10 protein-coding genes are annotated in these 12,911 nt (G+C 44.0%); 3 read left to right on the top strand and 7 right to left on the bottom strand.

What is annotated here, in order from left to right:
• The first annotated feature begins 214 nt into the window (after positions 1-214).
• Positions 215-2,224, top strand: a complete 2,010-nt coding sequence (gene mnmC, locus HPC40_RS02910; protein WP_208117990.1) for a bifunctional tRNA (5-methylaminomethyl-2-thiouridine)(34)-methyltransferase MnmD/FAD-dependent 5-carboxymethylaminomethyl-2-thiouridine(34) oxidoreductase MnmC — start codon at positions 215-217, stop codon at positions 2,222-2,224.
• On the opposite strand, the gene rnd is transcribed toward mnmC, so the two are convergent.
• The 7 genes from rnd to HPC40_RS02875 are packed head-to-tail and all read right to left on the bottom strand — an operon-like array spanning position 2,217 to position 10,691.
• Positions 2,217-3,371, bottom strand: a complete 1,155-nt coding sequence (gene rnd, locus HPC40_RS02905) for a ribonuclease D (protein WP_208117989.1) — start codon at positions 3,369-3,371, stop codon at positions 2,217-2,219. The genes mnmC and rnd overlap by 8 nt on opposite strands.
• Positions 3,364-5,064, bottom strand: coding sequence for a long-chain-fatty-acid--CoA ligase FadD (fadD, locus tag HPC40_RS02900; protein ID WP_208117988.1), 1,701 nt, complete (start codon positions 5,062-5,064; stop codon positions 3,364-3,366). The genes rnd and fadD overlap by 8 nt, the downstream gene beginning before the upstream one ends.
• A gap of 45 nt (positions 5,065-5,109) precedes the next feature.
• Complete coding sequence (locus HPC40_RS02895) at positions 5,110-5,658, bottom strand: Slp family lipoprotein (RefSeq protein ID WP_208117987.1); 549 nt, start codon at positions 5,656-5,658, stop codon at positions 5,110-5,112.
• Positions 5,659-5,667: 9 nt separating this feature from the next.
• Positions 5,668-6,381, bottom strand: coding sequence for a tRNA (adenosine(37)-N6)-threonylcarbamoyltransferase complex dimerization subunit type 1 TsaB (gene tsaB, locus HPC40_RS02890; protein ID WP_208117986.1), 714 nt, complete (start codon positions 6,379-6,381; stop codon positions 5,668-5,670).
• Position 6,382: 1 nt separating this feature from the next.
• Entirely contained in the window at positions 6,383-8,314 is a 1,932-nt protein-coding gene (locus HPC40_RS02885; protein WP_208117985.1) for an ATP-dependent DNA helicase, read from the bottom strand.
• An 8-nt stretch (positions 8,315-8,322) separates the two neighbouring features.
• A complete protein-coding gene (gene radA, locus HPC40_RS02880) occupies positions 8,323-9,696 on the bottom strand; it encodes a DNA repair protein RadA (RefSeq protein WP_208117984.1) in 1,374 nt (457 codons plus the stop codon).
• Between the two features lie 2 nt (positions 9,697-9,698).
• On the bottom strand, positions 9,699-10,691 hold the full coding sequence (locus HPC40_RS02875; RefSeq protein WP_208117983.1) for a CYTH domain-containing protein: 993 nt from the start codon (positions 10,689-10,691) through the stop codon (positions 9,699-9,701).
• Between the two features lie 197 nt (positions 10,692-10,888).
• Here HPC40_RS02875 and HPC40_RS02870 point away from each other — a divergent pair, with 197 nt between their 5' ends.
• The gene (locus tag HPC40_RS02870; RefSeq protein WP_208117982.1) at positions 10,889-11,569 is read left to right on the top strand and encodes a TIGR00153 family protein; all 681 of its coding nucleotides are present in this window, start codon (positions 10,889-10,891) and stop codon (positions 11,567-11,569) included.
• A 30-nt stretch (positions 11,570-11,599) separates the two neighbouring features.
• The gene (locus tag HPC40_RS02865) at positions 11,600-12,862 is read left to right on the top strand and encodes an inorganic phosphate transporter (protein ID WP_208117981.1); all 1,263 of its coding nucleotides are present in this window, start codon (positions 11,600-11,602) and stop codon (positions 12,860-12,862) included.
• Positions 12,863-12,911 lie beyond the last annotated feature (49 nt).

The raw sequence follows: 12,911 nt of genomic DNA, 5'->3' as shown, positions 1-12,911 counted from the left end.
TTTAACCCTTTCTATTTTAACGTATGGTTGAATTATTTCAGAGTACAACTGTTGACTGAATAAATTACTATAAAATAAAAACATTGCAAGTATTATCACGCTTTTCAGAAAAACGAATTCTTTTTATGCTTATTTTTTAAACAAAAAAGTACATTTAGCGGTCGCATTTTCACCTTAACTATGACTACAATAAAAGAAAAAGGAAAATCATGCCATGGCAGATAACATTGAATTTGCACGCATTACCCTTGATGCGCAAAATACCCCGTATTCAGAACAATTTGACGATATTTATTTTATGCCCTCACAAGGGCTTGCTGAGTCACGCTATGTATTTTTAGAAGGCAACAATTTATTTGAACGTTGGAAAACGTGGGATAAACCGCACTTTGTGATTGCTGAAACAGGTTTCGGAACAGGTCTTAATTTTCTTGCTTGTTGGCAATTATTCGAACAGTTCCGCACACAATACCCAAGTGCAGTTCTACAACGGTTATTTTTTATATCATTTGAGAAATATCCCCTTTCGCAGACCATGCTCACACACGCGCTAGCACATTTTCCCGAGCTTAACGCATTGGCTACTATGCTACAACAACGCTGGATTAAAACGCCCATTGCTGGCTGTCATCGTCGTCATTTTGGTAATGCAATCACACTGGATCTGTGGCTTGGTGATATTCATACCCATCTGCCAGAACTCGGCGATTATCAGCAAGGACGCATTGATGCCTGGTTTTTAGACGGTTTTGCACCCAGTAAAAATCCTGAAATGTGGAGCGAGTCGCTTTATCAACACATGGCACGCCTTAGCCACAAAGACACGACATTTTCCACCTTTACTGCAGCGAGCAAAGTGCGGTTAGGGTTAGAAAATGTGGGGTTTAACGTTAGCAAACGTAAAGGCTTCGCTCATAAACGTGAAATGCTGATCGGCTGGAAACACACAGAGAATACCGCTTCTGTTGCATATCCATGGTTCGCATATTCACCTGCAAACCACATCACGGATATTGCCATCATTGGCGGTGGTGTAGCGAGTTTATTTACCGCTCTTGCCTGTATAAAGCGCGGGATGAATGTAACCTTATATTGCCAAGACGAGGCATTGGGTCAAAGTGCGTCAAGCAATGAACAAGGGGCTCTTTATCCGCAATTAAGCGATGATGATCGCCGTAATTGTGAGATTTATGCGCACAGTTTTCTCTATGCTAAAGCAATCTTGCCAGACTTAACCGAACAACTGGGTGAAATTGAACAAGGTTGGCATGGCGTGGCACTTTGTGCTTACAACTGTAAGGTAAAACGCAAGTTGGCTAATATTGCCGCACATTGGCATCCTCCCTTTTTTGAACTCAAAACCGCACAGGAGTTAACCGCACTTTGTGGAGTTGATATTCCACACGACGGGGGATTTATCCCCGAAGCAGGTTGGCTTTCACCACGTCAATTAATGCAGCAAGGTGAGCGTTATCTTAAAAAGTGCGGTGTCAAGATCATTACCAATACACACATTACCCATATAGAGAGTAAACAACATAATTGCTGGCAATTATCCGCTGGCGACCACACATTTACACACGAGTGCGTAATCCTCGCTGGTGGACATAACATCACGCAATTTCCCCAGACAGCAAAACTTCCTCTTTACCCTGTTCGTGGGCAAGTCAGCTACATCTCTACACATTCCGCACTGGATAATTTAAAGGCTGTTCTCTGCTTTGACGGCTATCTAACTCCCCGCAATCAGGCGGGGCAACACTGCCTTGGCGCAAGCCATGTGCGTGACAATACAGAGTGTTATTTTTCGATACAAGAGCAGTTGGAAAATAAAGCGCGCTTGGTCAACAATATCCCCCAGCCATGGGCGCACGCAATTGATATATCAACCATGCAAGGTAATGTAGGCGTGCGCTGTGGCACGCGTGAGCGGCTGCCGATTATGGGCAATGTACCGCACTTCGAACGTCTGGTATCCGACTATGCCAATCTGTTTAATCTGCGTCGCCGCAAACAACCGATTGAAACTGCTGCGCATTATCCTCATCTATATTTGTTAGGTGCACTCGGCTCACGCGGATTGACCAGTGCACCACTATTAGGGGAATGTTTAGCCTCGCTAATCGCCAATGAACCGATGCCATTAGCACAGTCATTGCTGTTAGCCCTAAATCCCAACCGCACTTGGGTACGTAAATTACTTAAAGGTGCGCCCGTTAAATAGCCCCTGCTGCCTCAGCAATATCGTAGCTCACAAGCAATGCCTCCCCAAACGGCTGCCGCCACCCCTGCAATAAACGTGGTTGCGGTAAGGTTTGATCAGGATTATACCAACGCCACTTAATCAGTTGGTGCAATAACTTGCGACTGCCAAGACGTTCTTTGGTAATATTCTCTGGTGTAATAGCTGCAAGTTGTTGCTGCATAAATTTCATGCGTTTTTTATAACTTGCTTGCGTTGCAATTTGTACGATGGCTGGCGGATAACTTTCTGCAGATGCTTTTTGTGCTTGTGCGATCAACTGCACAATTTTTTTGCCATAGCGACGAATGGTTTGCGGATGGACATCAAACGCCGCCAATGCCGATGGCTGTTTAATCATCGCTTGTGCAGCCTGAAAAAGTGCGGTTTCTTTGATGATAAAATTCAGCGCAATATCATTGCGCATTGCCAAGTTAAAACGCCATTGTGCTAGCAATTTTAATGCTAGTAATTGTTCATTCTTTAAACGCCACGCATTACCAATGCTAAGATAGGCCTGCTCTGGATTCACCGCCTGCATGGATTTCTCTATTAAGTACGAACTCTCTTCAAATACCGCACTTTTCCATTTTGCAGGCAGTGTTTCCCGCATTTGCACAAAGAGAGGCAAAAGATAATAGACATCCGCACCAGCATAACGCAGCTGTTCAGCACTAAGTGGACGTGCTAGCCAGTCCGTGCGTGATGCCCCTTTATCTAAGGTAATGGAAAAATAGTGTTCAATTAATTTGGCAAAGCCTGTTGAGCCACCAAATCCCATAAAATCCGCCACAATTTGCGTATCAATCATGGGGTGTGGTTGTTGCTTGAAATAATGTGCAAACACCTCTAAATCTTCACTGCACGCATGCAACACTTTAAGCACCTGAGGATTTTTCAGCAATGAGGTGAATGGTGAAAAATCACTGATCGCCAACGGATCAATCAGTGCGAGCGTTTCACCATCATAGAGTTGGATCAAGCCCAACTGCGGATAAAACGTACGCGTGCGGATAAACTCTGTATCAAGCGCAATCACGCTGTGTTTAACCGCACTTTGGCAGATTTCTAGCAGCGTCTCATTACTGTCCACCCATATAACATCAGGCTGTGGTGCAAGTTTAATCATGTTGAGCTTCAGTCTGTGCAAATTTTGCGAGCTCTTCATCACGCACAACACGGCGAAGAATTTTGCCAACATTGCTCTTTGGCAATTCGAGACGGAATTCTATTTCTCGTGGCACTTTATAGCCTGTTAAATGTTGACGGCAGTGTGCGCGCAATTCATCTTGCGTTAGACTGTCATCACGTTTAACCACGAAAATTTTCACTTTTTCACCACTGTGCGCATCAGGCACACCAATAGCCACCACTTCAGCGACTTTATAATTGAGCATCACCACATCTTCAATTTCATTGGGAAACACATTAAAGCCTGATACATTGATCATATCTTTCTTGCGATCGACGATTTTGAGATTGTGATCTTCTCCCATCACGACAATATCGCCCGTTGCCATCCAGCCATCTTGTAGCACCTCTGCCGTAGCTTCTGGGCGTTGCCAATAGCCTTTCATCACTTGGTCACCTTTGACCCACAGTTCACCCCGTACACCGATACCCACTTCATGACCATTTTCATCAACGATCTTGATGTCTGTATTTGGCACAGGCACGCCAATATTCCCGTTATGCTCTTTCGAGTGCGGTGGGCAAGCCGCAATTAGCGGAGAGCATTCGGTCATACCATAACCTTCTATGATATTAGTACCTGTCAGTTTGTGCCAACGTTGTGCCACCGATTGATTGACCGACATACCGCCCGCTACGGTTAATAATAGAGAAGAAAAATCCAATTCTCGGAAGTTTTCGTTATTTAATAAAGCATTATAAAGCGTATTCACACCAGTTATCGCCACAAATGGATGGCGTTTTAATTCACGCACAAAACCATTAATATCGCGCGGATTGGTGATCAAAATGCCTGTTAAGCCGAGCTCTACAAACAGCAGACAATTCACGGTAAGGGCAAATACGTGGTAAAGTGGCAACGCGATAATGGCTTCTCGGTGCGGCGAATTACGCAAAAATGGCTCTGCAACCCATTTGGCTTGGAAAATATTTGTTAAAATATTTTTATGGCTAAGCATCGCACCTTTAGCCACGCCCGTTGTACCACCCGTATATTGTAAAAATGCCAGATCATCAGGCTGAACCACTGGTTGTACATATTGACGAAATTTGCCTATGCGCAACACTTCGCGAAACGTAACCGCACCAGGTAATTTATATTTTGGTACTAATTTTTTGATGTATTTAACAACAAAGTTTACCAAATTACGTTTACCAAACGACAGTTGATCGCCCATGCGCGTTAAAATAACATGTTTGACCTCGGTCTCTTTTACAACACTTTCAAGTGTTGCGGCAAAAGTGGACACGACAACAATCGCTTTCGCTCCGCTATCTTGTAATTGATGTGCTAATTCACGCGGTGTATAAAGCGGATTGACATTCACTACAATGAGACCTGCTCGTAACACGCCAAACAGGGAAATGGGGTATTGCAATAAGTTGGGCATCATCAATGCCACGCGGTCACCTTGTTGTAATTTCAGCTCATTTTGCAAATACGCTGCAAACGCACGAGAGCGTTCTTCAAGCTTGCGCCACGTTAAGACCTTTCCCATGTTGATGTAAGCGGCTTGATCAGGGCGTTCACGCACAGCGGTATCAAACATATCAAGCAAAGTGCGGTATTTATCCGTTTTAATCTCACGTTCCGCATCTGGTGGGTAATTATCAAACCAAATTTTTTCCATAATTGTTATCCATTCTTTTTTAGGTTTTATAACAAGTTAATCGTATTATTGCAATGCAATCCGCGTTTTTATCACGGGTAAATCTAAAAATCCGCCAGATAAGAAAAACGGTGAACGCACGCCATACCAAGGATCTTCATCATTATAATATTCAACATAGGTCTGCCATTGATGAAACTTATCCGCCACGATAACAGGATACGCATAATCTGCTTCATCAATTTTGCCTTTGCGTTGCCCACTATATACGCCTTTGACTGTAATATAGTGATCTTTAATGCTTAATGGATCGATAAAGTGCGGTATCTGTGCAATAAATCGGCCATTACTATGGGCTTGTGGAATTGGCTTAGCACTGAATTTATCTACGGGTAAACTCAACACTTCAAGCTCACTTCGCCCATTTGCAAGGGCTTTTGCACTAATTACCTTCCCCCCTAAACGTACGTTGACACATTGACATTGACTGTTTGCGTCAGCTAGCGTCTCAAAACTAATTAATGTATGCTCGCCACGCTCCAGTCCTTGCGGTGCAAGTTGGCATGCGTTAAGTACAACCGTTGATAATGCAATAACTGCCATTTTCCATTTCATAATGTCTCCCTACTCCCTACCTGGTAATTTTTTCCATGTTACTTGATTGCGGATATACACAGGTTCAATATCCAGTGCTGTGTGTGTGTGCTTTTTCGCCCACGCCGCTTGTGCCAACGGCAACATATATTGTGCAGATGGAAGTGTGATTTCAACCGCACTTTGGCAGAGTTGCGATAATCTAGGATACGCCTCCCAACCTGTACCCACACAGTTTGCCGATCCCAAATCCAATGCTTCACATTGAGCAATCACTTGCTCTGGCGGTAATACACATTCATTCACAATCGGATGCCAATGAGCATATCGCTGACCCGCAATCTCGAGTGCTTGATGTTGCAAAACGGAGAAATACACCTCCCCCATGCGTGCATCAATGGCACAAAGTGCGGTTTTCGCACCGCACTTTTGATACGCTGCTTGTGCCATTACAGTAAGATTAGACACGCCAATCACAGGCAGATCCGCACCTAATGCCAACCCTTGTGCAATACCACATCCAATGCGTACCCCAGTGAAACTTCCTGGTCCACGTCCATAAACTAAACCATCTACTGAATTTAGCCCGATGCCCGCTTGTGCCAAAATCGCATCCACCATAGGCAAAATGCGCTGAGTATGTGCTTTGGGACTCAGCTCATCAAGGCTAATGATGTCGCCACGATATAGCAGTGCAACCGAGCATGCTTCTGTTGCCGTATCCAGTGCCAGTAATGTTGTCATATTATTCTCTTGTCTGCATTAAAAACTGTTTTGCTTTCGCCAAATCGCGTGTGCGCTTTGCATTCGGCAAACTTTTAATAAAGGTTTGCCCGTAAGGTCGCATCACCAAGCGGCTATCACAAATAATAATCACGCCACGATCATTCATATCTCGAATTAACCGCCCAACGCCTTGCTTTAAGGTGATAACCGCACTTGGTAATTGTATATCATAAAACGGGTCACCTCCACGCAAACGGCAATCTTCAATGCGTGCTTTGAGTAGAGGTTCATCGGGTGCCGTAAACGGCAATTTGTCGATGATGACCAGCGATAGGCTGTCACCTCGCACATCAATCCCCTCCCAAAAACTGGCGGTTGCCACCAATACGCTGTTGGATTGGCATGAAAATTGACGTAATAACTCAATTTTACTCATTTGCCCTTGGCATAATACATTTAATTGGCTATTTTCACGCAAAAAATCGGCTAAATCACGCATCATTTGATATGAGGTGCAAAGCAAAAAACACCTTCCCTGATTGCTTTCAATAACATCTTGTAGCATTTCGCCGAGTCTGTTAGCCGTATTGCGTTGATTACTGGCAGGCAAAAATCGGGGCACACAGAGCATTGCCTGTTTTTGATAATCAAAAGGTGAGCTCAATACAATTTCAGTGGCGTGAGTAATGCCCATTCGTTGACAGAAAAAGTCAAATCGCCCTCCTACCTCTAAGGTGGCCGATGTAAAAATCCATGCCGCAGCGTGCTCCTGAAGTTGCTGTCCAAATTTTTCCGCGACGGTTAACGGTGTGATATGTAATGTGAAATGGCGATTAAATGTTTCAAACCAATAGCAATACCCTGTTTGTTCAGTGTGGCATATCCGTTCTAGCGTAATAATAATCTCATTGATACGCTCATAAATACTGTCTATTGTCGGGCTTCGCCCTAAATGGGTTTTAACAACATCACGCAGAAATACCAGATTATCTGACAATGTCGCAACCGCACTTTGCGCCTCGCTTGCGTGTAAAAATTCACGCAAATTGCCTCGCACATTGCCTTCCCCCAACAATAAGCGAAAATCCTGCACCATTTTTTGCATATGATCCGAGGCCGTAGCAAGCTGCTTTGCATCTTTCAATTCAGTGCGATAGCACAGGGTTGTATCACGACATAAATCAAATAATTGCCGCGAACTGATCGACTGTCCAAAATAGTGACTGGCAATATCGGGTAATTGATGAGCTTCATCGAAAATGACAATATCTGCATTGGGAATTAACTCCCCAAAACCACCCTCTTTCACCGCCATGTCTGCACAAAAAAGGTGGTGATTAACTACCACTAAATCAGCCTCAAGTGCTTTTTTGCGTGCTTTAACGACATAGCACTCTTTATATTGTGGGCAGTCTGAGCCAAGGCAACTTTCTGCAGTGCTCGTTAATTGTGGTAATAATGGACTATCTTCCGCAAGGGCTCTGCACTCGCTCAAATCACCACTATGGCTTTCTGCTTGCCATTTACGCACACGATGTAAATCGGTCAATACGCTGCGATCACCTAGCACACCTTCGGCGATTAATTTATCTAAGCGTTCAAGACAAAGATAATTACTGCGCCCTTTTAATAAGGCTAATTTACCACTGTATTGCAATGCCTTTTGAATAGTCGGTAAATCACGTTTATAGAGCTGATCTTGTAAGTTTTTTGATCCCGTGGAAATGATTGTTTTTTTACCCGATAACATGGCTGGCACTAAATAGGCAAATGTTTTTCCTGTGCCAGTACCCGCTTCAATCACTAACTGCGATTGCGCCACGATCGCCTCACCAACCGCACTTGCCATTGTGGTTTGCTCAACGCGAGGTTGAAAACCTTGAATATGCTGAGCAAGTATGCCATCAGGGCTAAAAGTGCGGTCAAGCTGAGTTTTATAATGATCTGCCATGCTGTTCCTTAAAAATTATCCAACACGTCAATGGCATCACTTAATTTTTTCACGGTAAAAACCTGCATATTGGCAACCGCACTTTTCGGTTTATTCGCAAAAGGGACTATCGCACGACGAAAACCGTGCTTTGCCGCTTCGCTAATTCGCTCTTGCCCGCTTGCTACGGGGCGAATTTCTCCCGCAAGCCCAACTTCGCCAAACACCACCAAATCCTGTGGCAAGGGACGATTGCGGAAACTGGAAATCAGTGCTAAAAGTAGTGCTAAATCAGCCCCTGTTTCGGTCACTTTTACCCCGCCCACCACATTAACAAAGACATCTTGATCCGACATTTGCAAACCGCCATGGCGATGTAATACCGCTAATAATAACGCCAAGCGATTGTGTTCAAGCCCCACTGCAACACGCCGAGGATTGGCGAGCATAGAATGATCAACCAATGCTTGAATTTCCACTAATAAGGGGCGGGTCCCTTCCCAAATCACCATTACGGAACTGCCTGGCGTTTGCTCTTCACCACGGCTTAAAAAGATAGCGGATGGATTTTTAACCTCGCGCAGACCTTGCTCGGTCATAGCAAATACGCCAAGTTCATTCACTGCCCCAAAGCGATTTTTTTGGCTACGCAAAGTGCGGTAGCGTGAATCTGCTTCACCTTCTAATAAAATAGAACAGTCAATACAATGCTCAAGCACTTTGGGCCCTGCCAGGGTGCCATCTTTGGTTACATGCCCAACCATAATAATCGCCACTTGATGCGTTTTGGCATAACGGGTTAAAAACGTGGCGCATTCTCGCACTTGTGCCACACTGCCTGGCGAAGATTGAATATCTGCCAAGTGCATCACCTGAATGGAGTCGATCACCATCACCTGCGGCTTTTCGACATCCGCAATCGCGCAAATTTGTTCTACGGATGTTTCTGACAACATGTTGAGCTGTTCTGTTGGTAAGCCCAAGCGATTGGCTCGCATTGCCACTTGTTGCAGTGATTCTTCCCCCGTTACATACAACGTTTTCATCTTTTGCGACAATGCACACATCACTTGCAAAAGTAGCGTACTTTTCCCCGCACCAGGGTGACCTCCAATCAAAATAGTACTGCCTGGCACCACACCGCCACCGAGCACCCGATCTAGCTCACTAAATTGACTCGAAAAGCGAGGTAGCTCTTGCAAGCTAATCTCTGACAGCAGTTGTACTTTGGCGGTGCGTTCGCCTGCATAACCGCTAAAGCGACTACCTTTTGCAACAGCGGGCGCAATACGTACCTCAGTGATTGTATTCCACGCCTTACATGCACCACACTGCCCTTGCCAGCGTGCATACTCCGCACCACAATCATTGCACACATAGGCTTTTTTTGCTGCTTTTGCCATAATTATCCGATGCTCAGTTGAATTAAGAAAAGGTGACGACGCATACACAGATGAGAATAAAACAGATGATCTAAAGCAACCTGTTGTGCATCGGTTGGAAGCTGTGCAATCGCATGTAATTTACTCAAAATCCGTGTATTCAGCTCAAAAAAGTGCTCAATTTGTTCGTTTTCCAACCGCACTTTGCTTTGCTGTGCGATGCACTGCGTAATAGTTGCCTGCGACGTTTGCCAAAATTGGTAAAGTGCGGTCAGCTCAGCTAAAGCACATCGCCGCCCATCTACTAATATGGCATCAATATAACGTAGCTCTTGGCTTAAAAGTGCGGTCAAGGTTGATAATGTGATTGCCTGTGGTAAGACGATGGGATCTGGCGACACTTGGCTAATTCCCGCTAACTGATAACCTCGCTCCGCTTTGCTAACCTGCCCAAAACGCGCCCCATCAATTGCAGCAATTTGAGACACAAACACCAGCAGTTCATCGATCGTACCGCACTTAAGCTCAAACTCAATTTCGCTGATAGATTCACGCTTAGAGTGTGCAATAATTTCGCCTTGATCCAGTGCAACTTCCACCACCGCGCCAGTACCAAGTTCAACCGTCCAGGTTTGGCGTAAAAAATCTGTACTAAAAATCGCGCGTAGGCTCGCCTGCAAGGCTGCCAATGGTTGTTCCAATGTTAATTCTGGAAATACAGAAAAGCGTGCAAGATCAGGCTTTGGACTCGTCAAAGCAACCGTGTATTCAGGACGTTGGTGTAAACCACCTGTTACGTTACCTGATAATTTTAAAGTTAACTCAAATGCTTGATTGATTGTACGCACACGCAATCCCATTTTATGGCGTGAAAAATAGTGATCTTCACTGTCATAATAGCAATTACCAAGCACGGCTTGTGTATGAGAAAGTAGGCGATAATCGCTTAATGCTTGGCTTAAGAATGTTGCGACATTTGGTTTCACAAGGAGTTTAACTTCAACTTCAGGCAACATATATTTCCTTAAAATGGTGTAATGTAACTTGAGATTATAACAGCCTTTTGTCTATTTGTGCTAATCCACGAATGAAAAGTGCGGTTTCTCAGGAAATGAGATAATAGGCGATTTTTCAATGCGCAATAAGGTTATTTTAGGTATAATGCCATCAACATTATTATAATTGTGATTTATCCCAATGAAGGAGTTATGCAATGCCAATCAATAATATTCTTGGGCTTTTTGCTCAATCACCTCTTAAGCCTCTTGAAAAACATTCCAAAAAAGTGCGCGAATGCTGTGATTATTTAGAGCCATTTTTTGAGGCATCATTTGCGAAAGATTGGGAAAAAGCAGAAGCATTACGCGAAAAAATTTCATTGACTGAGCGTGAAGCAGATGTATTAAAACGTGAGATTCGCCTACGTTTGCCGCGTGGCTTGTTTATGCCTGTTGACCGCACTGATTTATTAGAATTAGTCACCCAACAAGATAAACTGGCAAACTACGCTAAAGATGTTGCAGGGCGTGTTATTGGTAGACAGTTATATATTCCAGAAGCGTTGCAAGCCGATTTCTTGGTGTATGTTAAACGTAGCCTTGATGCAGCACGGCAAGTCAATTTAGTGATTGAAGAGATGGAAGGGCTCTTGGAAACTGGCTTTAAAGGTCGTGAGCTGAATTTTGTCAATAAAATGATTAATTCTCTAGACACTATCGAAGATGATACCGATCATCAACAAGTGGTATTACGTCGTGCTTTAATGGCAATTGAAGATCAGTTTAAGCCTGTTGATATTATTTTCTTATATAAGATCATTGAATGGATTGGCGTACTGGCTGACCAAGCACAACGTGTTGGTTCACGCATTGAATTAATGTTGGCACGTTCTTAGCATAAGTAAGTATCAAGCAAGGATCTCGTTATGGAATTTATTGCACAATATGGGCAAATGATTGTCATCATAACTGCTATCGCTGGGCTTTTAATGGCATTCGGTATCGGTGCAAACGATGTTTCTAATGCGATGGGAACATCTGTTGGCTCTGGCACAATCACTGCCAAGCAAGCGATTATCATCGCCATGATATTTGAGTTTGCTGGGGCTTATTTGGCTGGTGGTGAAGTAACGCAAACCATTAAAAGTGGTATTATTGACCCAACCCTATTTGCTGGTGAACCGCAAACACTCATCTTAGGAATGATGTCTGCTCTATTCTCTGCTGGTGCTTGGCTCTTAATTGCATCCTATATGGGCTGGCCTGTGTCAACCACACACTCAATCGTTGGTGCATTAATTGGCTTTGCCTGTGTTACCGTCGGTGCACATACGGTGGAATGGGGCACGGTCAAAAGTATCGTCGGCAGTTGGTTTATTACCCCTGTTATTTCAGGGATTATCGCTTATGCTATTTTTATTAGCACCCAAAAGCTGATTTTTGATACCGATGCACCGCTAGATAATGCTCAAAAATATGGTCCCTACTATATGGGGCTAACCAGCTTTATTTTAAGCATCGTGACAATGACAAAAGGACTAAAACACGTTGGTCTTCACCTCTCCACCATGGAAACTTTCCTTATCTCTCTTGTGATTAGTGTTTGCTCTATCATTTTTTGTTATTTTTATTTCCGTAGTCAATCTTTTGAAAATCGTGTACAAGGTGGCACATTTGGTGGTGTTGAAAAAGTATTTAGCATTTTAATGTTACTTACAGCTTGTTCAATGGCATTTGCGCACGGTTCCAATGACGTTGCCAATGCTATCGGGCCTCTTTCTGCCGTAGTATCAATCGTGCAAGGTGGCGGTGAAATTGTCGCTCAAAGTGCGATTGCTTGGTGGGTTTTGCCGCTTGGTGCGCTTGGTATCGTTTTGGGATTAGCCTTAATGGGCTACCGTGTAATGGGCACCATCGGCGGTGGTATAACCGATCTGACCCCAAGTCGTGGATTTTCTGCTGAATTTGCAACAGCCATTACCGTTGTTGTCGCATCAGGCACAGGGCTACCTATTTCTACCACACAAACCCTTGTGGGGGCTGTACTTGGCGTTGGTTTTGCCCGCGGGATTGCCGCACTTAATTTGGGCGTTATTCGCAATATCTTCGCATCTTGGGTGATCACTTTACCTGCTGGTGCATTTTTTGCTATCATTTTTTACTATCTACTACACGCTATCTTTCTATAATTCAAGTATGTCGGTCAGTTTGTTCTGACCGACTTCATAACAATAAACA

Source organism: Spirabiliibacterium falconis (assembly GCF_014885015.1).
Classification (GTDB): Bacteria; Pseudomonadota; Gammaproteobacteria; order Enterobacterales; family Pasteurellaceae; genus Spirabiliibacterium; species Spirabiliibacterium falconis.
Note: the sequence above shows the minus strand (reverse complement) of the source record. Positions and strands in the feature narration are given on the sequence as shown.